The sequence below is a fragment of the Marinobacter sp. M1C genome, assembly GCF_023314135.1.
Taxonomy (GTDB): Bacteria; Pseudomonadota; Gammaproteobacteria; order Pseudomonadales; family Oleiphilaceae; genus Marinobacter.
Map to the genome: position 1 here is coordinate 394,037 of NZ_CP092289.1, position 21,801 is coordinate 415,837.

The following is a 21,801-nucleotide window of genomic DNA, read 5'->3' on the forward strand; positions in this document are numbered from 1 at the left end:
AAAGGCAGAGCCGAAGCTCTGCCTTTTGCATTTTTAAAGCGGGTGAATGCGGTGTTACCGCATGGCTTTCAGGCCTTTGGCCCATTTTTCAAGCTCCACCAGCAGGTCAGTGGCAGACGGGTCAATCAGTTCGTTGGAGTGAAACACCTTGTTATCATCAATCTGGTTCCAGGCCATGGGCACCATCACCCCTTCCACCATGGGCATCATTTTCAGGGTGGTGACCAGTTGCCGCGCCAGCAGGGCTGCGCGTACGCCGCCGCCGGCACCGCCATAGCTGACAAAGCCGCAGGGCTTGTAATTCCACTCGGTGTACACGTAGTTCAGCGCATTCACGAACGACGGCGGTGGGCAAAAATTGTATTCCGGCAAAACGAATACAAAGGCGTCAGCGCTGCTTACGCTGGCGGCCCAGCGGCGGGTATGTTCGTGTTCGTAAATCCCGCTTTTGGGGTGATTGGCCTCGTTGTAAACCGGAAGTTCGAAATCGACCAAGTCCACCAGCCGGCAGTCGAACGCAGAATGTTCACGGGCGTACTCCAAAAACCACTGGGCAATCGACGGCCCTATGCGGCCGGGGCGCGTGCTACAGGTCACAATGTTCAGTGTCAGTGCCATAAAAAATTCCTGTGGGTATACAGCGTGAAGTGACAAATATGTCTACTGGGCTTATCCATTAAACCTGAACTGCTTGCGGATCGGGGCAAACAACGAACCGTATCAAAGCACGGCTCACTGACGATGAAAACACCACTGCGAAACCATCAGGGCTGGGCACTTCCCATCACCGCCCGCATGTCTTCGGGGAGCGGTAAGCCTTGTTGCATTTGGATTTGGCCATTTTCATCTTTGTAATAGGTGCTGGGGGTAGCGCTAAGCCCTAATTCACCCATCAAACGGTTATTGGCAGTGATGCGTTTGCTATTAGCGCTGACCCGTTCGCGATTCACCTCTATGCCGCCGTTGTTGTAACTTTGCTGGTTGTCGCGCAGGGCTGCCTGGGGGTCGTCTGCACCCAGAATGGTGGCGGCTTTAGACAGGCTGTCCTCGCGCAGTATGCCCACCATCACGTGGCGTAGCTGCACTTGGCCGGCGTCAATCCAGGGTTCTGCAGCCTGGCGGAAGCGGTGGCAGTAAGGGCAATTGGGGTCGGTAAAGGTATACACGATGACCGGCGCATCGGCGCTGCCGTCAAGTACCCAGGCGCTATCGCCCATTTGTGCCCAGGCTTTTTGATTCAGCGGCCCTTGTACCAGTTCCTGGATTTTTGGCTCTGTAAGGTTGTCGCCGTTGGCGTTCAGCATCGGGCCCACAATAATATGGTCGCCGTCAGGCGTCAGGTAAAACGCGACTGGCCGGCCCTGCATATCGCCGGCATAGCCGGTCAGGCCGCCGGGTGCTTCGAAACTGTCAGCAATGGACACGCCGCGGTCAATTAACAGCTGCACCGCAGGTGGGTAGCTGTCCTGGGCGAAGGCGATGCCACTGGCGCCCAGAGTAGCTGCGGCCAAAGCCGACACTAACAATGGTTGCCAGCGGCCCGATGTCCGCAGTGCACGTGCGCGAGCCGCATCGGTGGTGCTTGTAGAGCGAACAGATGTAGAGCTAACGGGTGAAGCCATGGCGGTTTCTCCTTAAGTGTCAGATAGATTGGTTACGGCTCAAGGAGCCTTAAACGGCTCGAGCCTGCGGGCCAGCGTGGCATTAGACAACTCGCCCATGTGGGCATTTACCTGGCGGCCTTCGGTGTTATAGAACAGGGTAGTGGGTAGGCCGTGGCTGCCTGTATTGCGGCCCAGACTGCCACCGAAATCGGTTATCAGATTATTCAGGGTTAAGTCCTGCTCTTGCATAAAACGGCGAATCGTTTCCGGCTGCTCACCCTGATTTACAAAAACAAAGGCCACACCGGGATTGTCTTTCTGCGCCTGCTCCAACACGGGCATTTCGCGAATGCAGGGCGGGCACCAGGTGGCCCACAGATTCACCACCATGGGCGTGCCCGGAGCCAGTTCTGATAATTGTACGGGCTTGCCATCAAGAGTGGCGAGGCTGGCTTGGGGTAAGCTGGCGGTTTGTTGCTCCATCACGGCGATTAGCCCAGCAATTGCGCCCCAGCTGATCAGGCCCGCTGTCATGGCAATGGCCAGTGGGCGACGTATTCGCGCGTGCCGGCGCATGCGCCAGGCGATAAAAACCAAGGCCCCGGCAACGCCTGCCAGAACACTGAAACCGCCATCGCGAATATCAATAATGCCCAGCAGGTCATCGCGGTAATATTCGAAGTAAAGCGCAACAAAGCCAATGCGCGCTGTCAGCAGGGCGACCAGAAAAATATCTGCCAGGGTGCCAGCGATGGGGACACCTTCTTTGCGCCCGGCTATAGCACCGGTTATCAGCGCCACCACGAAGGCGAATACCAGCAGTAGATGGCCCATGGGCAAGCTAAGTGGCCCCAGATTCACGGAAAGCATCCTTACTCCTCAAAAATGACAGCAGTTGGCGCAGTGTGACTCGCAACGGTGCGGGGAGTTCCCCCGTTCGGTCCAGCCGTCTTTAATTGAAGCCTTATGACAATAGTGAAAACACTGAGTTGACGATTCACCGCGCCGGCCTCATATTAGTGATTGAACCAGCGAGACACCCCCATGCACCCACGCCCTTGCCATACTTTGCTGCCATCTGCCCGCTTCGGTTACGGGTTGTCATTGCTGCTGGCGGTGTTGGCTCTCGGGTTATTGCTGAGTGGTTTTTCTGCCCCGGCTGCAAACTCTGATTTCGGTTATATCAACCACAGCGATCAGGCTCTGGTGGCCAGCCATCAGGGCAGTCGTTGGCGGTTCGTGGCGCCAACGCCCGCCAACGGTGACAGTTCGCCAACGCCCTTTGCACTGGTGTCAGTGCTTTCTCTGCTATTGCCCCAGTTCAGCAGCCAAGTGGTGGTTTTCCATCCTGTTGCCGCGCATGTTGTTCGCCATCACCCCAGCTTCTGGCCCCTTCTGCGGGCTCCTCCTTTGGCTTAATGCCATAACGACCGTTTTTCGCACTGTCTGAAATTCCCGTTATTACGCCTGCCCTCCGCTGTTAAAGCTGCCGGCAGGCGTCGCCTGTGAGGATATGCCATGAAATCTTTGAAAGCCCGGGCTTTGGTCTATGGCTTGGTTATATTATTAGGGCTGATAGCCGCCCTGCCAAATCTGTTGCCAACGCAAATCGCCGCTAAACTTCCCGCCTGGTACACCAGTACCACAATATCTTTAGGCCTTGACTTGCAAGGTGGCTCGCACCTGTTGCTGGCGGCCGACACCGCCGAGCTGTTTGATGCTGAAATGCGCGCCATTGCTGAGGAGCTTCGGCCAAAGCTGGTAGACGCAGGGGTGACCGGTGTCAGGCCAAAGGCTGAGAGTGGCGCGGTGGTGGTTATGGCCAAGAAGCCCGAGCAACTGCAAGCGGCCGCCACCGTGGCCCGTGCGTTGGCTCGTGACAATAGAGACGGCACTCGACGCTTCGACGTCGCGGTAGAAGACGGCCAATTAAGGCTGACGTTGACTGAAAGCCGCATTGCCGCGTTAACCAATGACGCGCTTGAGCGCAGCCTGGAAGTGGTACGTCAGCGGTTGGACGAAAGCGGGTTGGTAGAACCCAGCATCACCCGCCAGGGCAACGATGGCATTCTAGTACAGATGCCCGGCGTGGCCGACCCCAGCAGTATTCGTAAACTGCTCGGCACCACTGCAAAAATGACCTTTAATTGGGTTGCCAATAGCAAGAATGAACCGGTAATGGATTTGCCGGGCAGCGAAGAAGGCGAACGTTACAGCTTGGAGCGACGGGTGGCGATGGAAGGCCAGCACATTAGCGATGCTCAGCTAGGCTTTAATTCTGACAACGGGCAACCGGTGGTGAACTTCAAGCTGGACAGCAGTGGCGCAAGCCAGTTTGGCGAGATGACTCGCGCTAACATCGGCCGGCCGCTTGCGGTGGTACTAGACGGCAAAGTGATTACCGCGCCGGTGATTCGCAGTGCCATTGCCGGCGGCAGCGGTGAAATCAGTGGTGGCTTTACCAGCGCCGAAGCCAGCAACCTGGCCCTGTTACTGCGCGGTGGCGCCTTGCCAGTGCCATTGAAAGTGCTGGAAGAGCGCACCGTGGGGCCAGACTTGGGCAGTGACGCCATTGCCATGGGCTTAAGTACCGGGCTGCTGGGTGCTGCTTTGGTATTCGCCTTTATGCTGGGCCTGTATGGCCGCTGGGGTGCGATTGCCTGTGTGGGCCTGGCGGTGAACGTAGGCCTGGTGTTCGGTGTGCTGAGCGTGCTTGGTGCCACGCTGACCCTGCCGGGCATCGCCGGTATTATTCTCACCATTGGTATGGCGGTAGATGCCAACATTCTGATTAACGAGCGCATTCGCGAGGAAACCCGTAACGGCCTCTCTGCCCCTATGGCGGTGCGCCAGGGTTTTAGCCGCGCTTACAGCACAATTCTGGATTCCAACGTCACCACGCTGATTGCTATCAGCCTGCTGTTTATGTTCGGCAGCGGCCCGGTGCGCGGTTTTGCCGTCACCATTGGCATTGGTTTGTTGACGTCGATGTTCACGGCCATTGCGGTCACCCGCTTGTTGATGGAATGGCGGGTGCGGGCCATGGGCCGCCAGCCTTTAACTATTCAGGGCATAAAAGCGCTGGACCGGCTGGCGGAGCGCGGTGTTGATTTTCTGCGCGGCCGTTTCATAGGTTTGGGGTTATCGGCCTTGCTGTCGATTGGCTCCATCGTTTTGTTTTTTGGTCCTGGACTGCAATACGGCGTGGACTTTACCGGGGGTACCCTGGTGGAAGTGCGGGCCGAAAACACCAGCGTAGAGCAGCTGCGCCAGGCTCTGGCTACTGCAGGCTTGGGCAGTGCGGCGATTCAGGAGTCAGGCCCGGCGGATGCAGGCCAGTATCTGGTGCGCTTGCCGGTGCTGAATCCTTCAGCGAGTGATTCCGATAGCAAGGCAGAAGGCGTGGTGGACTCCCTGAAAACCGCGGTGCGCACTCTTTCGCCAACGGCCGAATTCCCGAAAGTAGACATGGTCGGGCCGAAAGTCAGCGGCGGTTTTTCCGATGCTACGATTCTGGCGATTCTGCTGGCGGGTGCTGGCATGCTGGGCTACCTCTGGATTCGCTTTGAATCCCATTTTGCCGCCGCCGCAACCTTGACCATTGCGCTGGACCTGACAAAAACCATCGGCTTTTTTGCGCTGACCGGTCTTGAATTTAACTTAACGGCGGTTGCGGCTTTGCTGGCGCTGATCGGCTATTCGGTGAACGACAAAGTGGTGGTGTTTGACCGGGTTCGGGAAAATCTGCGGCTCACGCCCGACAAGCCCATGCTGCAACTGCTGAACGAGAGCATATCGTCTACCCTGACGCGCACCGTGTTTACCTCGCTTACCACCCTGCTGGCCCTGTTGCCCATGGGCATTGCCGGCGGCAGCGCGGTGGCCAGTTTTGCGCTGCCGATGTTGTTTGGCATTGTGGTGGGTACTAGCTCATCGATCTTCATTGCGGCGCCTTTGTTGTACTGGTTGGGCCAGCGCCGCCAACAAAAAGGCCTGCCGCAACTGCGCCCAAGCCGCGAAGAGCGTGATGCCGAGCTGGCGTTAATTCCTTAGTAAGGCGGGAAATCCAGGCCGAAGCAAACCCCGTGGGCGCTGTTTTCGGCGCTCGCCTGGCCATCGTGCAGTGCCATTATGGACTGCACGATGGCCAGCCCCAAACCGCCGGTTTCGCTGCTGTGTGAGCGTGCCTGATCACCACGGTAAAAGCGTTCAAATAACCGTGGCAGGTGTTCGGCTGCAATGGCGTCACCGCTGTTGGTCACGCTCAGGCGAATCGAGGTTGCGCTGCTGCTGGCGCTGACGGCAATGGTGCCGTTAGCGGGGCAGTGCAGCAGGGCGTTGTCTAAAAGATTGGCCAGCGCCCGCTGCAGTAAATCTGGCAATGCCAGCCTTATTAGATTCATTGCAACCTCTGCCTTAACCGGTGCTTAAGCTAGAACTATAAGTTTTAGCTCGGCATTTCTTTGATGGGCGTCAGAAGTTTGGGCGGATTGGGTTGCAATCACCAGTAGTTACGGTGTCCAATTCCAAGGTACTTAAGGCGCAGTCCGTGCGCCCAAACCAGTGATAAGGACATGTTGAATGCCGACCGCCATGAATTCTCTGACCGCTCGTGCTGTGAAAGGTATTAGCTACGGTTTATTGTCGCTGCTGTTATTCAGCGCGGCGGCGACCGCTGTAGGTGCGGAGAAACTGTACATTTTTACTGAAAAATACCCGCCCTATAACGACACCTTTTCTGGCAAAGCGGTTGCCCACAATGAAGAAGACATCACTGGTATTTGCACTGACATGGTTAAAGCCGCACTGGCTCGGGTTGATTATGATTACATGATGAAAATGCGGGCCTGGAATTACGCGTACAACTGGGTTCAGGGCCGAAAAAATCACGCTTTGTTTTGTACCGCAAAAACCGAAGAGCGCGCCAATCAGTTCCAGTGGGTGGGCCCGCTGGCGTCCATTCAGTGGACCTTGTTCGCTGCTCCAGATTCTGACATTACCTTGAATTCGCTGAACGACGCCAAAGACCTTCAAATCGCCGGCTACAAAGGCGATGTTATGTCGGATTATTTAACCGATCAGGGCTTTAACGTGATTATGGCGGCCTCGGGTGAGGTTAATACCCGCCGCTTGGTGCTGGGCCAGGCTGACCTTTGGGTAACAGACGGCTTGGTTGGCCCACTGGTGGCCAAGAAAGAATTTGGTGTTAGCGGCCTGAAGCCGGTTCTTACGTTCCGTGAAACGCCCATGTACCTGGCGTTCAGCAATGAAACCGACCCCGCCATTGTGGCAGACCTGCAGCAAGCGCTGGACGAAGCCCGCGCCGCGGGTGAGCTGGAGCGGATATTACAGCGTTACCAGTAGATTTAGCGTCGTGTTTCTGTACATGGTGACGCAATTAATGTCGAGGGCGCTATGCTTAAACAGCTGTAAAAAATCTCGTCTATCGTCATTGTTACTACTCGGCACTTTAGCTGTACTGGGCGTTTTGCCATTCGCCGTTATACGCTTTGTTCAAGGAAACGTCGTCGCGGCGATGGTTGATATGACCTTGGTACTGGGTATTGCCGGGCTGGTGGCTTATGCTTTCCGCACCGAAAAAACCCGAATTGCGAGCTTTGTAGCCGCGATATTTATCTCTATTGGCGTCGTGGTGATAGCCATCGTGAACGGGGTTGGCAGTTTTTTGTGGGTTTACCCGGTCTTTGCGGCCATGTTTTTTTGGTGAAACCGGTCGAGGCTTGTCTGATTAATTTTGTCGCCGGAATAGCTCTGGTGGCCCTGTCCGATATTTTTGATGTAATCCCGTTAGATTCCTTTGTCGCAACAATCATTATGTTATCAATGAGCGCCTTTGTGTTCGCAAACCAGGGTGTGAAGCAGCTTCGATTGCTAGAAATTCTGAATACCATCGATTGTCACCAACAATATCCGCAAAGGTGATCGTCTTTACCGTTAAGGAGGAGAAGAGTTTGCGCTGTTGGTGTACGGCGTTGATTCACAGCAGCAGCGTGCGTTTATCAGCAACCTTCAAGAAGCCATTAAAAACCAACTGAAAACGCCAGATGCAGCAGAAGTGACGGCGTCATTTGGTGTTGCGGCCTGGGTGCCGGGTACAACCAGCTGATAGCTGGCTAAAACGTGCAGATACGGCGCTTTATTTGGCCAAGGAACGCGGTCGTGACTGTGCCGTCTTCAGCGACGAATAATCAGCCCTGCCGAGTTTTTTGATGACTTTCCCCCGGAAAACGAAAGCCTGTTAATAACGGCTATCCTCTGTTATAGCGCATATCTTGATAACAGTCTGATTCAATAGTGTTGAAAGGTACCGGTTGTTCTGTCTGTAAATCTATAGCAAGCTTTGCATTGGTTTTTTCATTTTTCAGGGCTGGGCAATGAACGTTTTTTTCAATGCATTGGTGCCGGTTGTTCTGCTGATCACCCTGGGGCACCTTTTTCGCCGCTGGAATTTCCCCGGGCCGGAATTCTGGCCCCAGGCAGAACGCTTTACCTATTACGTTTTGTTTCCCGCCATGCTGGTGTACAAGTTGGGGCAGGCGCACATGGCGCCGTCGGTTTACGCAGATGTTGCCGTGCTGGTAGGCGCAACACTGGCATCGATGACTCTGATACTGGCCGTTATCCAGCGCTTCTGGCGCTGGAGTGGCCCGGTGTTCTCGTCGGTGTTTCAGGGCGCTATTCGCTTCAATTCTTACGTCGCACTGGCGGCAGGCGGCATGCTGCTGGGCGATGAGGGCCTGGCACTGACCGCCATCGTGGTGGCTATTATGGTGCCCATGCTGAATCTGCTGTGCATCGTTATGTTTTCGCTGACGACTGCTGGCCAGCGGATACAGCTTCTGCCCGTGCTGCGGATGATCATTACCAACCCATTGATTGTCGGATCGCTGCTGGGCATTACCTGGAGTTACTTCGAGCTGGGCTTTCACCCGCTGTTGGCAGGCACTCTGGGGCCATTGAGCAGCCTGGCTTTGCCTATGGGTTTGATGACGGTGGGTGCTGGCCTGCAACTGAGCGTGTTACGCGGCGCTTCGATGCCATTTGTGATGTCGTCAATTCTTAAGTTACTGGTGATGCCTGTGATTGCTGCGGGCATCGGCTATGTTCTAGGCTTTGAGCTCTTGCTGGTGCAGGTCATGATTCTGCTGGCGGCCTTGCCCACAGCCACCTCAGCTTACATTCTTGCGCGCCAGCTAGGCGGTGATGCACCGCTGATGGCAGGTATCATTAGCGGGCAAACCCTGTTGGCTGTGGTGTCTATTCCGCTGGTTCTAAGCTTCCTCTGGTAGGATAACTTCGTGCTTCTTAGCTTATCCAATGCGCTCCCGGACTCGGGATTCAGCGTTATTTTGCTTTTAGTGGTGTGTTTTGTCGCCGGTATGGTGCGCGGGTTTTCCGGATTCGGTTCGGTCATGATCATGGCACCGGTGTTCAGTGCGTTGTATGGTCCGGTAATCGCCGTGCCCGTCGTGTTGCTGGCGGATCTTATGATCGCGCTGCCGCTGGTTCGCAGCGTTTATAAAGACGCTCTTGGCGTAATGGTGCGGCAGATGCTGTTGGCCGCGATTATTGGCAGCTTGGCTGGTTTTGTTCTGATGCGACTGTTGCCCAGTGACACGCTGGCGACACTGGTAGCCATCACAGTGCTGGTGTTCGTGGGGCTAATGGCCCTGCAGAGCCGGCTAAAAGCGGAACCGATAGCAGCCTCGGTCCGACACAACTATCTGGCGGGCAGTTTGTCTGGCTTGTTTGGTAGTATCAGCGGTATGAGCGGGCCACCTGCGGTGTTGTTGATGATGCGTACGTCTGCGCCGGCGTTTACGGTGCGGGCCACCCTGATCGTGTATTTCATGCTAATTGATAGCGTGCTGGTAGTCTTCTATACGGTGCAACAGGGCCGGGTTGAAATGGCGTGGTTGTCGCTTTGTGCTATCGCGTTGATACCGATGATGTTCGGAGCATGGTTGGGTAGCCGTTTGTTTCATCTGGCTTCCGAGCAGTTGTTTCGCAAGCTGACGCTGGGCTTGATTGCCTGTTCAGCGCTTACTGCTCTTTTTCTGTGACTCTGACTAATTATGGATGTACGTTTTGCGTCTTAGTGATCTTTTTAAAGGAGCACAAACCAGTGAATACAAAAGCGAATAGTGGTTACACCTTGGTGGATTTTTCTGCGACCTCGCCCGCGCCTGAGTGGTACGCGGTTAACGACGGCGTCATGGGTGGCGAATCCCGCGGGGGACCAGCAATTGTGGACGGCCAGCTGATTTTTTCCGGACAGATATCGCTGGAGAACAACGGTGGTTTTTCGTCGGTGAAAAGCAGTGGCCACCAGTTTAACGTGAGTGCCTTTCATTCGCTGCGACTGCGGGTGAAAGGCGATGGTCGCAATTACCAGCTCAGGCTATACACCGACGCCCGTTATGGCCAATCACCCATTGCTTATACCGCCGAGTTCCCGACACTCGCAGGCGAGTGGACAGAGCCGGTTATCCTGATTTCCCAGCTCAGTCCGCATTTTCGTGGCCGCGCGCTTTCCGGCCCACCTCTGGATGTTGAACATGTAGAAGCCATTGGCTTGCTACTGGGCGACAAGCGCGCGGGTGCGTTCGAGTTGCGGGTTGAATGGATCAGGGCGGAATAAGCCCACCCGCACTATTGTGCGGGTGCCATACGGTAAAGTTTGCCCTTACGGGCATCGCTCAGCAGCCACAAAGCGCCGTCAGGGCCAAACCGGACATAGCCGCCGCGGGGCCGTGTTCGTGGGTCCAGATTTCGCCGGTCTGTGGGTGAACGGGCCCAGGCCAATAAGACAAAACTGATAACAGCTTGCTCTAAAACTCGCATAGGAGTCTCCCGGTTCCGTTTTCGACAAAAAACTATCGATTGCGTTGCAGCCAGCGGTCCAGTTTGTCCGCAAATTCTTTGCGGTCGCTCTGGCCGAAGGGCGCAGGGCCGCCGGTAACCTGGCCGGCGTTGCGCATCTCTTCCATAAAATTGCGCATGGCCAGGCGTTGGCGAATATTCTCTTTGGTGAATGCCTGGCCTCTGGGGTTGAATACATCTGCCCCCTTTTCAATGGCTTCTGCGGCCAGCGGGATATCTTGTGTGATTACCAGATCCCCTGCTTTAAGTTGATCCATAATTTCATTGTCTGCCACGTCAAACCCCTGCATCACTTGGCGGGTGTGAATAAACGGACCCGGTGGCAATGGAACAACGTGGTTGGCAATGAACGTGATGTCTACCTTCCAGCGCGCTGCCGCGCGGCAGATAATTTCGCGAATGGGCACCGGGCAGGCGTCGGCGTCAACCCATATGGCCATGACGAATTCCTTGGTGTGGGTGTTTAGTCGTTAATTTAGCAGATGCCTTAGACGGATGGGCGCCGAATGACCGTTGTTAGGTGATTTTTTTGCACATTTGTAATCTCGAAGAAAAACGGTTGGACGTTGATGTAGGGAATGGTCAGATTTCTTACAACAAATCTTCCATAAACCACGCGATAAAACTGACATTACTTGTGGTGGCGGATTTTTTGTAAATGCTGGTTAACTGATTTCGAACGGTCTTTTCAGAAACGTTTCTGAAGTCAGCAATTTCCTTGGCACTAAAGCCCTTTAAGGTAAACAAGGCGATGTCTGACTCACTGTTTGTCAGGCCCCAGCTTGAGAACTGATTTGATATTTCCTCACCAAAAATTCGTTTGGCAGAAATTAGCTCTTTAGATGCCTGCGCTGAATAAATTTTGGCTTCATCCAGTTCTTTCCGTAACTGCCTATTTCGCGTTGCATGGGCTCGACTATTTAAAAACAACATTAGCAACAACGATAGTGTTAATACACAAACAACAGACTCTTGCACAATGTGTAAGGAGTCTATCTCCAGCCACAAACTGGTCACTATGTCCGTTATGCTAGTGATCAATATTAGTACAAAAAATAGCCGGGTAATCAAGTCCCATTTCCCTGCGTCGATCATTACGCCTTCAATATTGAGTCTCATTAGTAGTTTACCTTGCATCTCCGGGGGCTTGATTGCGCATACTCTAATGTCCATTTCAGGTATGTGATATATATCCCATGCGTAAAAAACAATCGCTTAGAGCTACATAAGGATACAGCTCCCATAGAGCCACAGGCAGTTATTACGTAAGATCAAATCTGGTTTCAGGCCTGAGTTGTACTCACCAAAACGAACTCCAGGTATCCTTTCCTAATAACATTTAAATGGAAATAAAGATGAAAACTTTTAGATCCCTACCGGTGATCCTCCTGACATCAATTACTTTATCAATGTCCTTCAACGGATTCGCCGCAGCAGAAGAACCTGATTTCGGACCACTACAACCCCTCATCGGCTCATGGAAGACGGTTAGCCCTGGCGTTGACCTAGCACCCGGAAGAACAGATTCCGCTGCAGGGCAAGGTGGTCAAGCTGTAGAGCCGTTCTACGAAGTAAGAACATTTGAAGCCGCCGCAGATGCCGTCAATGCTAGCGACCAGTCTCTCGTTGCAATCTACTACAAGCAAGAAGTGTTTAGACAACGCGATGATGCTAAGTTTCATGATCAACGTGGTTATCTGATTTACGATAAAGAAAATCAGATGGTGTACAACTCCTACTGCGTACCGAGAGCGGTTTGCGTTGTAGCAGAGGGTAAGGCCGGAAAAAAAATGACGCTGACCGCGCCTGATCGAGGTATTTCAGAATCCTCATATATGAATGAAAATGCCACGACTCAAGCGTTCTCCATGACTATGGACATCGGTGCCAATACCCTATCTTACGCACAAACAACAAAACTCAATATCTATGGCAAAGACTTTATTCATACCGATGCCGCAAAACTAAAGAGAGTACGTTAATAACGTTGTAAGTATTTTTTCAGAAAGCCCCGCCTTGGTTGGTAATGGGTACCAAGGCGGGGCTTTTTTATAGCTTAAAAGTCATAATTGCGATAACAATAAATCTCTTCCTATACGAAAAAATTTTCTGCATTTGATATCGAATGGAAAGCCAGGTTAGTGCAATTTATCTTATACTGTTAATGGTTTTCCGGGATCTTTCTTCGATTGGCTGACGCTTAACCAGTTAATTGTTTCGAGGACAACTGTTGCAAAATAAAATGCACCAAGTAGAACGCCTATCAGAGTAACTGATATATGCATAGTTTGATTGGGCGCTATTGAGCCGCTCAGATTAATAGCTACCAAAACAGCAGTAATAAACCACAGTGCCAGGCTGGAAAGAGTCGCCTGGTTAGATCTAAGTTGAGTGGCAAACAAAAGCCCTAGAGCCATCCAGCCCAGTTCAGAATGTCCGTACTCACCATGCTGAGTAAGGCTTACCCCGCCAAGCAGAGACAGCGCGATTAGCCAGTGGGTTAAGCGCAGCTTGGCCGGCCAGATTAATGCTACAGGTCTAGTAAAAGATGAATTTGAGATCAAATTTTCCATTATTAATTTTCCTTCTGATATTCGATGCAGGCTCTACAATATCAGGCGTAACTGACAGGAAGCTGAAAGCAGAGCGCCACTGAACCGGAGCCAGACCTTCCTCCTGCTCAGTCATAGTGACCCGCCAGGTACGGCTTGGTTCAAGGTGCAGCTCGGCTGGGCCTCAAGATCGCCGTACCGGAAGGGCCTGGTACGTTTCCAGTGTATCCTTGCGGAACGGAATATCCCGACGAACCTGTTTGATCCGTTCGAGATCGATGTTGATCACGCGACACTCCTTGGACTGGCCAAATACGGTAGGTTTTATTCTGTCGTCTACCCAGGGAGAGCAGATGATTGACTGACCAAAATGTGGTTCACCACGATTTAAACTCATAAAATAAACTTGGTTTTCCGGAGCTCGGGTAACGACGAACGGGTGCCAGGAATGAAACGAACAGTCTTGAGCAAAGGCAACAGGATGAATAATGAGATCTGTCCCGGTTTTCCTTTCAACTTCTTCCCTTCAAGGCATCTACCGGCAAAAGATCAGGCAGTTTCTTCAATTCAGCCAAAGGCATTGGTCGGGCAAATAGGTACCCTTGCAAAATATCGCAGTGCCTGCGGGCCAGGTCTTCCTGCTGCTCCCGTGTTTCTATTCCTTCTGCAACCACGATCATATCCATGTGGTGGGCCATCGTGATGACGCCCTGGACGATGGCCGCAAACCGGTGATCGGTTGCAGCTTTCTCCACAAAACTGCGGTCAAGTTTCACTTTGTGAACGGGCAGGTCCCGAAGATAGCTCAGGCTGGAATAGCCCGTTCCAAAATCATCCAGAGCGACGCGCACGCCCAGGGCTTTCAAAGTTTCCATCAGTTCAATGACGGGTGCCGTGCCGTCCAGCAAGACGCTTTCGGTCACTTCCAGTTCCAGTAGTTGGGGTGGGATGCCGGTTTCGTTGAGCACCCGGCGGACGTCGTCAAGAAAGCCGTCACGAATAAATTGTAGAGATGAGATGTTGACGGCAACTCGCAATGCCCGTTCCCGGTTGGCATTGAAATCCGCCATTTCTGCGCAGGCCTGCCTGAGAATCCAAAGGCCCAGAGGCACGATCTGTCCGGTCTGCTCGGCCAGTGAAATGAATTCACCGGGGGCGATCATCCCCCGAGTAGGGTGATGCCAGCGCACCAATGCTTCTACGCTGCGCATGCGCCCGGTAACGGCGTCCACCAGCGGCTGATAATAGATTTCAAACTGATTTTCATTCAATGCGGCGTGAAGGTCATGCCGCAGATTTACGCTGTTCCGGCTGCGCTCGATTTTATGACTGCTGTACCACTGCCAGGTATTTCGTCCCTGCCGTTTGGCTCGTTCCAGAGCTAGGCCGGCAAACTGAAGCAGTTCTTGGGGTGCGCCCGGATGCGCACCGTTACAGGCAATTCCGATACTGACGCTGATGTGAACCATTTGGCCATCCACATCGATCGGCTGTGCAAGGTGTTCGAGGATGCGCTCGGCCAGATAAATGACGTCGTTCCGGTAGGTGTAGCCCAGTACCAAAAGGCCAAATTCATCTCCGTCCAGCCGGGCGACGGTCACCTCTGGCATGATCAGAGCGGTCAGGCGCTGGCCAATGGTCCTGAGTATCTGGTCGCCAACAGGATGCCCCAGTTCTTTATTGATGGGCTTGAACCCATCTAGCCCTAGACACATGGCAACTAACGACCCACGCTCACCATCGGCCGCAAGAGCATCACGCAGTGTCTCTTTAAACGAGGCCTCGTTAGGCAAGCCGGTGAGCAGATCATGGGTTGCCTGGAAGGTAATCTTCGCTTCCTGCTGTTTGTGATGGGTAATATCCTGTTGGTGACCAATGAAGTGAGTGCAAAGGCCATCCGTGTCAAATACGGGGCTGACCCGCAGATGGTTCCAAAAAGGCGTGCCGTCTTTTCGATAGTTAATCAGCTCGACGTTAATCTCGGTTTGATGGCGCAAACCGCGCTCTATGGCTTCGACGGCTTCCGGTGACGTGTTTTCGCCATGAAGAACGTGCCAGCTATGCCCAACGATTTCGCTGTGGGTATAGCCGGTTATTTCGGAAAACGCCGGGCTGGCATAGACCACCGGCAGGCCTGGGCTGCGTGCGTCTGCCATAACGATACCGTTGGGGCTTGCCTCAATGCCGCGTTTGAGTAAGTGCAGTTCGGCATCCTGATTTTTGCGTTCGGTAATGTCCCGACAGATACCGTAAACGCCAACGATCTCACCCCGAATGGTGACCGGGAAGTTGGTGATCTCCATGGGGTAGGGGTGGCCGGATGCGTGGCTGGCCACGGTTTCGTAGGTGAGGGCCTCACCGTTTCGGGCTCTGTCGAACGCCACCTGGGTCAGTGCGCGGTAGTCGGGTTCAACGAAGAATTCGAAGTGCCGCCCTGGCACGCTATCGGCGGTATAACCGGTAACGCGCTCCACCGCCGTGCTACAACTTAAAACGTAGCCGTCCAGATCAAAGGTGTACACGCAATCAGGGTGGTTATCGACCAGAGACTGGTGCCACTCGGAGAGAACCAAATGGTCTTCAGCATCTCGGTGGCGAAGAATGGCCAGTGCTGCGAGAGCAGCGCCCCGGGCTAGATTGCACCGAGCTTCTGCGGTCGGGCTAGCGGGTGCAGGATGGTAGATGGCAAAGGTGCCCAAGAGTTCATTGTCAGAGGTTAAAATTGGCATAGACCAGCAGGCTTGTACGCCCTCTGCCTTGGCGATGTCGTGGAAACCGTCCCAGCGGCTGTCCTGCTGAATGTTGTCGGTAACAACCAGTTGTTTGGTGAATGCAGCCGTGCCGCAGGTGCCCACGTTCTCAGATACCGGAATATCCTGCATGGCCCGAAAATAATCGTCAGAAAACCGGCCGCTGGGCATCAGGCTCAAGCTGTTGGTGTCTGGATGAAAGCGCATGATCGACACCCGTGCGCCGGGCATCATGCTACTGACCCATTCGGCTATTGCATCCAGGGTCTGTTCTAGCGGGTGATGCTGTGCAATCAGTTCATGGATTTTCTGCTGCGCTTCCAGCACAGAAAATTCAATGTCGCTCACAACGAAGTACCCCGTTCAGAGTTGGAACTCTGAACGGGAAGCGCTTAACGCACAATCTTCAGAGCAATTTCGAGCCTTTCGGCAGACAGCATAACGGTACCACTTTTTAAGTTAGGCAGATTGGATTAATTTTTGTAAAATTCGTCTTTCAGGTTTGAAGTGCCCGACAGAATTACTGCGCGGTGATGGTAGACATCACCAGCTTGCCATCTTTCTTGATGGGGCCATCTTCTTTGGCGCCCAAGGTATATTCAAACGCTCCGGTTTTCATACCGTCGTCTTTGGCGCACTCCTAACGGTTGGTTGTGCCCACCGAGTTGGAACCTTTTGAGGATGTGCTACTGACAGCTACGGGCGGGCAATGGCGAAGTTTCAGGAGGCGCTGATTTTTTTCAGGTCGTGTGGGTTACTATGGCTAACAATGGCCCCACAGGTTCAACGGCGGAATATCGCCAATTGTGGCTGAATACAACCGTAGATTATTATCTGAAATGAGTTAACGACAGGACTGTTGTTTGTGATCGATGGGGAACGTCATGTGTTTTCGTAAGGCTAAAGTGATCACATTTTTTTTGCTCTTTACCGCTGTTTTTGCGCAAGCGGCAGAATCGAAGGAACTGGTGTTCCTGAACTGGCCAAATTATATGGATCCGGAAATTATCGCGGAATTCGAACAGCTCACAGGTATCACGGTAAAGCAAAGCTATTTCGATTCTGACACTGTCAGGGACGAACTTCTGCTCGACACCGAAGGTAAAGGCTTCGATGTGGCGCTCATCAATGGCGCTTCCATCAGAATTCTGGCGAAACGCGGTTGGCTCGAGCGCCTTGATGAGTCGAGTGTCCCTAATCTGAAGCACATTGATCCACGTCGGCGCATCGAATTTGAAAAAGCCGAAGATTTTGGCGTGCCCTATTTCTGGGGTACGATTGGTATTGTTTATCGTCAGGATCTGGTTCCCTTCGCCGTTTCAAGCTGGATGGACCTGTTACAGCCGGTAGAGGAACTGCACGGTAAAATCAGCATGATTGGCGACAGCGCGGATATGATCGGTGCCGCTCTCAAGGCTTTGGGTTACTCGCTCAACAGCACCAACGAGGATGAGATGAAAGAGGCCGAGGCGCTGTTGGAAGCACAGGCTCCGGCGGTTAACACCTACCGCTATCTTTCCCTGAACGAAGATTCCGCGTTGTTAACCGGCGAGGTTGTCATGAGCATGATGTACAACGGCGATACCCGGATGTTGCAGGAATATAACGACAATATTGCTTTTGTACTTCCCAAAGAGGGCGGCAATATCTGGACCGATTATCTGAGCGTTCTTAGCGCCTCCCCCCGAAAGGCTGAAGCCAAACGGTTCATCAATTTTCTTAATGAGCCGGAGATAGCCGCGCGGCTTGCGCAGTACGTCTACTATGCGACGCCTAACCTAGCCGCTGAAGCATTGCTGCCGGTGGATTTCAGGAATGATCCTGTTATCTACCCGAGTGGCGAGGCGCTGGAAAATTCGGAAGCCTATCGTCGCCTGCCACCTCGGGCTCATAAGAATCGCGCGGCCATTTTCTCGCGGATTGTCTACTGATCGCCGAACCCTTATCTTATTGGCCTGTTATTATGAATAAAAAAAAAGCCTGCATAAGCAAATACAAGGCCTTGTGCTTGGCGCTTACCTTGATTGTGCTCAGCTGTCCGCTGCAGGCGTCAGAGCCAACGGAACTGCTATTCCTTAATTGGTCGGATTATATGGATCCGCAGATTCTGGAGGAGTTCAAACAACGCACCGGCGTTACGGTGAAACAAACCTATTTCGAGTCTGATGCCGCCCGGGATGAACTTCTGCTTGGAACGGGGGGTAGAGGCTTTGATCTGGCGATTATCGATGGTCCCTCGATTCGGATTCTGGCAAAACGTGGCTGGCTTGAACCTATTGATGAAACGGATATTCCCAACCTGGCATGTATCGATCCGCGCTGGCGCACTGTCCACGAGGAGGCCGGAGTGTACAGCGTGCCTTACTTCTGGGGAACGCTGGGTATAGCCTACCGCCAGGACCTGGTAGCTTTTCCGGTTACAAGCTGGATGGATTTGTTGCAGCCCGCCGAGGAACTGCTTGGCAGGGTGGCGATGATCAGCGGCACCAGAGACCTGATTGGCGTGGCACTGAAGGCATTGGGTTATTCGCTCAACAGCACCGACATACAAGAGCTCAAGGAAGCCGAGGCGCTACTCCAGGCGCAGGCGCCGGCCGTTAAAACCTACAAAGCCGTTTCCCGGGATGCAAATTCCGCTTTGGTGAATGGTCAGGTGGCCATGAGCATGATGTATAACTCCTATGCCTCGATGGTCCAGGAACACCATGACGAGATTGCGTTTGTCCTCCCGAAGGAGGGCAGTAATATCTGGGTCGATTATATAAGTGTTCTCAGTGCCTCTGCCAATAAGGCCGCCGCCAAACAGTTCATCAATTTTCTCAACGAGCCGGAGATCGCGGCGCGGCTGGCGCAGTTTGTCTATTCTGCCACGCCGAATCGGGCCGCCGAAGCATTGCTTCCGGCTGAGTTCAAGAACGATCCAGTTATCTACCCAAACGATAAGGCGCTGGAAAAGTCGGAAACCTACCACCGCCTGCCCGTCCGGACGCAAAAAACCCGTGCAGCGATTTTTTCGCGCCTCGTAAACTGAATCGGGTATTACTACATGCGTCTTCACGCCAAGGTACTGTTGGTTGTTGTACCCCTAGCGGTGATTCCGCTGCTGATAACAGGGTGGCTTGCCTATGAACAGCTACGTTCAACCGCGGTAGAGCGCAGTTCGATCCAGATGACAACGTTAATGGATCAAATGGCGCGCAATTTCCAGATGCATCAGGACGTTGCCAAGGCGAACGCCAAACTGTTTGCCGATGCCTCGTTGATGCGTGCGTACGCGCTGACGGAAGACGAGGAAGAACGGTATGTATTGATGCTGCCTTCGTTGTTGAAGTTGTTTTCCAGCTATTTGCGCGCCTATCCCGATTACACCGAGATCCGCTTCCTGCTACCAGATGGTTATGAAGACGCTCGTACCACCCTGATACCGATACCCAATATCACCGAAGAAGAAGGCGATACACCGTTCTTTCAAGAACTCAGCCGGTTCAAGGGCGATGCATTTGTCCAGGTTTCCACTCCCCCTGACAGCCATACGGTATCGCTACAGGTCGCGCGGCCCGTGCGTTTGATCGATCTGACTACTCAAGACCCGCTAAACGGCAAGCCGGCGGTGCGAGGTTATCTGGTCGTCACCATGGGGCTGGGTTTCATGGCGGAGCAGATGGCCAACAGCCGGATTGGCGAAAAAGGTCATACACTTATTATTAATGAAAACGGCGAGATTCTTTTCCATCAGGACCCCTCCCAGCTGGGCCGGACCATATCAGCGCCGCTGTTGAAGGCGGTTTTAAAAACCGGGAAAAGCGATCAGTTGGTGCCTGCGCTTTATCAAGAGGCGGACAGTCTGTTAGCGACCCGGCGTTTGCACGAGGGCCTGCTGCTGATCGGCATACTGCCGAAGGAAGAGCTGCTTAAAGAAAGTCAGCGGTTGGGGAGTATTGTTGGCTGGATTGTACTTGGCACGATAATGCTGCTGATTTTTGCGCTGTTAATTTCCATGAATGTTCTTATGGTTCGTCCATTGAAGCAGCTGATGGGCGCCGTTCGCGAGATTGGGCGCGGAAACCTGGCGCCGAAGATCGCGTTATCTACCAACGACGAGCTGGGCAAGCTGGCGTTGAGCTTTCAGGAGATGGCAGGCAACCTGGAAAAGTCACGGGTCAAGGTTGAACGCTTAGCCTATCACGACAGCTTGACGGGTTTGCCTAATCGATTTCAGGCTCATCAGACTCTTCGCCGAATGATCTCTTTTGCCCGCCGTGAGAGCCGTAGAATGGCCGTATTGTTCCTTGACCTGGACAACTTCAAGCGAGTGAACGACACATTAGGGCATCAGGTGGGCGATCAACTCCTCATGGAAATGGCTACTCGCCTTCAAGTCGTCCTGCGGGCGGAAGACGTTATCCACCAGGAAGTCTCTCACAGTGCGCCGGATGTGCTCGCTCGCCTGGGTGGCGACGAGTTTATCGTTCTGCTATCGAGCGTCGGCAGCTCCCGGGATGCGGCCAAGGTTGCCTCGCGTATTCTGGATATAATGAGGCTGCCGTTTTATTTTAATGATAACGAAATATACAGCGGTTGCAGTATCGGGATTTCACTGTTCCCCGGGGACGGTAGCGATGTGGATGACCTGATAAAACGCGCCGATGCCGCCATGTATCAGGCCAAAGAGCAGGGGCGCAACAATTACCAGTTTTATTCCGCTTCCTACAATCTTGCGGCGCTCGAACACATATCGCTGGAAGGCCGGCTAAGGCGCGCATTAAAAAACAACGAGCTGGTGCTTTATTATCAGCCGCTGGTACAGGCCAGAACAGGCAAAATTGTTGGGCTTGAAGCGCTGCTGCGCTGGCATGATCCGCTTGAGGGCATTATTCCGCCCGACAGGTTTATTCCTGTCGCCGAGGAGAGCGGCTTAATCCTGCCGCTGGGTGAGTGGGTTCTGCGTGAGGCGGGGCGTCAATTGAGCGCGTGGCATGCCGCGGGGTTCACCGATGCCAGTGTTTCCGTCAATGTCTCTGCCATACAGTTACAGCGCCAAGACCTTGTCACGATTGTCGAGCAGGTGTTGAAGGATAACGGGCTTCGCGCTGGGCAGTTGGAGCTCGAAATTACAGAAACCGCTCTGATGAGAATTCGGCCGGAAGTCATCGGCGATTTGAACGCAATGCGTCAAAAAGGGATCACTATTTCACTGGACGATTTTGGTACCGGTTACTCTTCTTTGAGCCTTTTGCAAGAGTTGCCTATAGGCAAACTCAAAATCGATAAAAGCTTCGTGCGAGATATGCTGGTAGACCCGAAAGATGCAGCGATCGTTTCGGCTGTTCTGTTTATTGCTAAAAGTCTGGGGCTACAGTCAACCGCTGAGGGTGTCGAAACGCCCGAGCAAGCGGCTCGTCTGGCGGAGGAAGGGTGTGATCAACTTCAGGGCTACCTGCTGTGCCGGCCGTTGCCAGTAGCGGAGATGACGGAGTTTTTGAAGAGTAGAAAAAACATTGAACTCCCCAAGCCATACTGAAGACGCGTTGTTATTCGTTTGCACATAAAAAATTGGAGGACACTATTTCAAAAATAGTAACCTCGTCTTCAAGGCAGGTTCAACGGCTTGAACAGGAGTCCGGCGAAATCGCCGGCGTGCTCGAGGTAATTCAGTAAACTGCAGGTTAGCGCAATGAGCGCGTTTCGCTTGGCGTTCGATGAGCTGATGCGTAGCTAATACGTTTAGGCTTCGCTTTTCCCCAATTCGCGCCTGTTGTCCCTGGCGGTAAAGGCCCAGCCAACAGCGGCTAGTAACATCAAACCTGTGATAATTGGCGAGACATCGCCGAAGCTGACCACTGCGCCAATGATAGAGGCGACGGACAGCACCGCCGACATCTTCCAAGAGTAAACACTGGTGCCACTCCCTCTTTCAGACATGCTCATGTTTTGCCTCCGGGAAATGTCTCTACTATAGCCGGATAGTTAACGCTGGAATAGCTTGTATAG

23 protein-coding genes are annotated in these 21,801 nt (G+C 53.3%); 12 read left to right on the forward strand and 11 right to left on the reverse strand.

Annotation, left to right across the window (positions count from 1 at the left end; genetic code table 11):
- Nucleotides 1-54: 54 nt before the first annotated feature.
- The 3 genes from MIH19_RS01785 to MIH19_RS01795 form a co-directional block, all read right to left on the reverse strand.
- On the reverse strand, nt 55-618 hold the full coding sequence (locus MIH19_RS01785) for an NAD(P)H-dependent oxidoreductase (RefSeq protein WP_249007285.1): 564 nt from the start codon (nt 616-618) through the stop codon (nt 55-57).
- 146 nt (nt 619-764) lie between these two features.
- Nucleotides 765-1,622: a thiol:disulfide interchange protein DsbG gene (gene dsbG / locus MIH19_RS01790; protein ID WP_249007286.1), complete on the reverse strand. Its 858-nt coding sequence runs from the start codon at nt 1,620-1,622 to the stop codon at nt 765-767.
- A 39-nt stretch (nt 1,623-1,661) separates the two neighbouring features.
- Nucleotides 1,662-2,474, reverse strand: a complete 813-nt coding sequence (locus tag MIH19_RS01795) for a TlpA disulfide reductase family protein (RefSeq protein WP_249007287.1) — start codon at nt 2,472-2,474, stop codon at nt 1,662-1,664.
- A 174-nt stretch (nt 2,475-2,648) separates the two neighbouring features.
- On the opposite strand from MIH19_RS01795, the gene MIH19_RS01800 reads away from it, so the two are divergent.
- Both MIH19_RS01800 and secD read left to right on the forward strand, forming a co-directional pair.
- On the forward strand, nt 2,649-3,023 hold the full coding sequence (locus MIH19_RS01800) for a hypothetical protein (protein ID WP_249007288.1): 375 nt from the start codon (nt 2,649-2,651) through the stop codon (nt 3,021-3,023).
- Nucleotides 3,024-3,122: 99 nt separating this feature from the next.
- Nucleotides 3,123-5,657, forward strand: coding sequence for a protein translocase subunit SecD (secD, locus tag MIH19_RS01805; RefSeq protein ID WP_249007289.1), 2,535 nt, complete (start codon nt 3,123-3,125; stop codon nt 5,655-5,657).
- Here the strand turns inward: secD and MIH19_RS01810 are convergent.
- A complete protein-coding gene (locus tag MIH19_RS01810; protein WP_249007290.1) occupies nt 5,654-6,007 on the reverse strand; it encodes an ATP-binding protein in 354 nt (117 codons plus the stop codon). The genes secD and MIH19_RS01810 overlap by 4 nt on opposite strands.
- 178 nt (nt 6,008-6,185) lie before the next feature.
- Here MIH19_RS01810 and MIH19_RS01815 point away from each other — a divergent pair, with 178 nt between their 5' ends.
- The 6 genes from MIH19_RS01815 (at nt 6,186) to MIH19_RS01840 (ending at nt 10,266) form a co-directional block, all read left to right on the forward strand.
- Nucleotides 6,186-6,968, forward strand: a complete 783-nt coding sequence (locus MIH19_RS01815) for a transporter substrate-binding domain-containing protein (RefSeq protein ID WP_249007291.1) — start codon at nt 6,186-6,188, stop codon at nt 6,966-6,968.
- 172 nt (nt 6,969-7,140) lie between these two features.
- A complete protein-coding gene (locus tag MIH19_RS01820) occupies nt 7,141-7,332 on the forward strand; it encodes a hypothetical protein (protein ID WP_249007292.1) in 192 nt (63 codons plus the stop codon).
- A gap of 255 nt (nt 7,333-7,587) precedes the next feature.
- Nucleotides 7,588-7,731, forward strand: a complete 144-nt coding sequence (locus tag MIH19_RS01825) for a hypothetical protein (RefSeq protein WP_249007293.1) — start codon at nt 7,588-7,590, stop codon at nt 7,729-7,731.
- A 268-nt stretch (nt 7,732-7,999) separates the two neighbouring features.
- The gene (locus MIH19_RS01830) at nt 8,000-8,914 is read left to right on the forward strand and encodes an AEC family transporter (protein ID WP_249007294.1); all 915 of its coding nucleotides are present in this window, start codon (nt 8,000-8,002) and stop codon (nt 8,912-8,914) included.
- Nucleotides 8,915-8,923: 9 nt separating this feature from the next.
- The gene (locus MIH19_RS01835) at nt 8,924-9,688 is read left to right on the forward strand and encodes a sulfite exporter TauE/SafE family protein (RefSeq protein ID WP_249007295.1); all 765 of its coding nucleotides are present in this window, start codon (nt 8,924-8,926) and stop codon (nt 9,686-9,688) included.
- 62 nt (nt 9,689-9,750) lie between these two features.
- Nucleotides 9,751-10,266 carry a CIA30 family protein gene (locus MIH19_RS01840; protein WP_249007296.1) on the forward strand — a complete coding sequence of 172 codons (516 nt, stop codon included), beginning with the start codon at nt 9,751-9,753 and terminating at the stop codon, nt 10,264-10,266.
- Nucleotides 10,267-10,277: 11 nt separating this feature from the next.
- Here the strand turns inward: MIH19_RS01840 and MIH19_RS01845 are convergent, their stop codons facing one another.
- The 3 genes from MIH19_RS01845 to MIH19_RS01855 all read right to left on the reverse strand — a co-directional run bounded on the left by MIH19_RS01845 (nt 10,278) and on the right by MIH19_RS01855 (nt 11,627).
- Nucleotides 10,278-10,469, reverse strand: a complete 192-nt coding sequence (locus MIH19_RS01845) for a hypothetical protein (protein ID WP_249007297.1) — start codon at nt 10,467-10,469, stop codon at nt 10,278-10,280.
- A gap of 32 nt (nt 10,470-10,501) precedes the next feature.
- Nucleotides 10,502-10,948, reverse strand: coding sequence for a YaiI/YqxD family protein (locus MIH19_RS01850; RefSeq protein WP_249007298.1), 447 nt, complete (start codon nt 10,946-10,948; stop codon nt 10,502-10,504).
- Between the two features lie 151 nt (nt 10,949-11,099).
- Nucleotides 11,100-11,627: a LuxR C-terminal-related transcriptional regulator gene (locus MIH19_RS01855; protein WP_249007299.1), complete on the reverse strand. Its 528-nt coding sequence runs from the start codon at nt 11,625-11,627 to the stop codon at nt 11,100-11,102.
- 236 nt (nt 11,628-11,863) lie between these two features.
- Here MIH19_RS01855 and MIH19_RS01860 point away from each other — a divergent pair, with 236 nt between their 5' ends.
- The gene (locus MIH19_RS01860; protein WP_249007300.1) at nt 11,864-12,490 is read left to right on the forward strand and encodes a heme-binding beta-barrel domain-containing protein; all 627 of its coding nucleotides are present in this window, start codon (nt 11,864-11,866) and stop codon (nt 12,488-12,490) included.
- Nucleotides 12,491-12,661: 171 nt separating this feature from the next.
- Here the strand turns inward: MIH19_RS01860 and MIH19_RS01865 are convergent, their stop codons facing one another.
- The 3 genes from MIH19_RS01865 to MIH19_RS01875 all read right to left on the reverse strand — a co-directional run bounded on the left by MIH19_RS01865 (nt 12,662) and on the right by MIH19_RS01875 (nt 16,158).
- Nucleotides 12,662-13,081 carry a hypothetical protein gene (locus MIH19_RS01865; RefSeq protein ID WP_249007301.1) on the reverse strand — a complete coding sequence of 140 codons (420 nt, stop codon included), beginning with the start codon at nt 13,079-13,081 and terminating at the stop codon, nt 12,662-12,664.
- A 163-nt stretch (nt 13,082-13,244) separates the two neighbouring features.
- The gene (locus MIH19_RS01870) at nt 13,245-13,457 is read right to left on the reverse strand and encodes a hypothetical protein (protein ID WP_249007302.1); all 213 of its coding nucleotides are present in this window, start codon (nt 13,455-13,457) and stop codon (nt 13,245-13,247) included.
- 115 nt (nt 13,458-13,572) lie between these two features.
- Nucleotides 13,573-16,158 carry an EAL domain-containing protein gene (locus MIH19_RS01875; protein WP_249007303.1) on the reverse strand — a complete coding sequence of 862 codons (2,586 nt, stop codon included), beginning with the start codon at nt 16,156-16,158 and terminating at the stop codon, nt 13,573-13,575.
- A 557-nt stretch (nt 16,159-16,715) separates the two neighbouring features.
- On the opposite strand from MIH19_RS01875, the gene MIH19_RS01880 reads away from it, so the two are divergent.
- Genes MIH19_RS01880 through MIH19_RS01890 form a run of 3 tightly spaced genes read left to right on the forward strand, consistent with a single transcriptional unit; the run spans nt 16,716 to nt 21,331 of the window.
- The gene (locus tag MIH19_RS01880; RefSeq protein WP_249007304.1) at nt 16,716-17,741 is read left to right on the forward strand and encodes a spermidine/putrescine ABC transporter substrate-binding protein; all 1,026 of its coding nucleotides are present in this window, start codon (nt 16,716-16,718) and stop codon (nt 17,739-17,741) included.
- A 32-nt stretch (nt 17,742-17,773) separates the two neighbouring features.
- On the forward strand, nt 17,774-18,841 hold the full coding sequence (locus MIH19_RS01885; protein ID WP_249007305.1) for a spermidine/putrescine ABC transporter substrate-binding protein: 1,068 nt from the start codon (nt 17,774-17,776) through the stop codon (nt 18,839-18,841).
- Nucleotides 18,842-18,856: 15 nt separating this feature from the next.
- Nucleotides 18,857-21,331, forward strand: coding sequence for an EAL domain-containing protein (locus MIH19_RS01890; protein ID WP_249007306.1), 2,475 nt, complete (start codon nt 18,857-18,859; stop codon nt 21,329-21,331).
- Nucleotides 21,332-21,534: 203 nt separating this feature from the next.
- Here the strand turns inward: MIH19_RS01890 and MIH19_RS01895 are convergent, their stop codons facing one another.
- Nucleotides 21,535-21,738, reverse strand: coding sequence for a hypothetical protein (locus MIH19_RS01895; protein ID WP_249007307.1), 204 nt, complete (start codon nt 21,736-21,738; stop codon nt 21,535-21,537).
- Nucleotides 21,739-21,801 lie beyond the last annotated feature (63 nt).

Excerpts from the sequence above, each read along its gene's own strand:
- MIH19_RS01850 (WP_249007298.1), bottom strand. The coding sequence starts at position 10,948 with ATGGCCATATGGGTTGACGCCGACGCCTGCCCGGTGCCCATTCGCGAA.
- MIH19_RS01890 (WP_249007306.1), top strand. The coding sequence starts at position 18,857 with ATGCGTCTTCACGCCAAGGTACTGTTGGTTGTTGTACCCCTAGCGGTG.
- MIH19_RS01895 (WP_249007307.1), bottom strand. The coding sequence starts at position 21,738 with ATGAGCATGTCTGAAAGAGGGAGTGGCACCAGTGTTTACTCTTGGAAG.
- secD (WP_249007289.1), top strand. The coding sequence starts at position 3,123 with ATGAAATCTTTGAAAGCCCGGGCTTTGGTCTATGGCTTGGTTATATTA.
- MIH19_RS01795 (WP_249007287.1), bottom strand. The coding sequence starts at position 2,474 with ATGCTTTCCGTGAATCTGGGGCCACTTAGCTTGCCCATGGGCCATCTA.
- MIH19_RS01810 (WP_249007290.1), bottom strand. The coding sequence starts at position 6,007 with ATGAATCTAATAAGGCTGGCATTGCCAGATTTACTGCAGCGGGCGCTG.
- dsbG (WP_249007286.1), bottom strand. The coding sequence starts at position 1,622 with ATGGCTTCACCCGTTAGCTCTACATCTGTTCGCTCTACAAGCACCACC.
- MIH19_RS01870 (WP_249007302.1), bottom strand. The coding sequence starts at position 13,457 with ATGAGTTTAAATCGTGGTGAACCACATTTTGGTCAGTCAATCATCTGC.
- MIH19_RS01785 (WP_249007285.1), bottom strand. The coding sequence starts at position 618 with ATGGCACTGACACTGAACATTGTGACCTGTAGCACGCGCCCCGGCCGC.
- MIH19_RS01815 (WP_249007291.1), top strand. The coding sequence starts at position 6,186 with ATGCCGACCGCCATGAATTCTCTGACCGCTCGTGCTGTGAAAGGTATT.
- MIH19_RS01885 (WP_249007305.1), top strand. The coding sequence starts at position 17,774 with ATGAATAAAAAAAAAGCCTGCATAAGCAAATACAAGGCCTTGTGCTTG.
- MIH19_RS01820 (WP_249007292.1), top strand. The coding sequence starts at position 7,141 with ATGGTTGATATGACCTTGGTACTGGGTATTGCCGGGCTGGTGGCTTAT.
- MIH19_RS01860 (WP_249007300.1), top strand. The coding sequence starts at position 11,864 with ATGAAAACTTTTAGATCCCTACCGGTGATCCTCCTGACATCAATTACT.
- MIH19_RS01830 (WP_249007294.1), top strand. The coding sequence starts at position 8,000 with ATGAACGTTTTTTTCAATGCATTGGTGCCGGTTGTTCTGCTGATCACC.
- MIH19_RS01865 (WP_249007301.1), bottom strand. The coding sequence starts at position 13,081 with ATGGAAAATTTGATCTCAAATTCATCTTTTACTAGACCTGTAGCATTA.
- MIH19_RS01845 (WP_249007297.1), bottom strand. The coding sequence starts at position 10,469 with ATGCGAGTTTTAGAGCAAGCTGTTATCAGTTTTGTCTTATTGGCCTGG.
- MIH19_RS01855 (WP_249007299.1), bottom strand. The coding sequence starts at position 11,627 with ATGAGACTCAATATTGAAGGCGTAATGATCGACGCAGGGAAATGGGAC.
- MIH19_RS01800 (WP_249007288.1), top strand. The coding sequence starts at position 2,649 with ATGCACCCACGCCCTTGCCATACTTTGCTGCCATCTGCCCGCTTCGGT.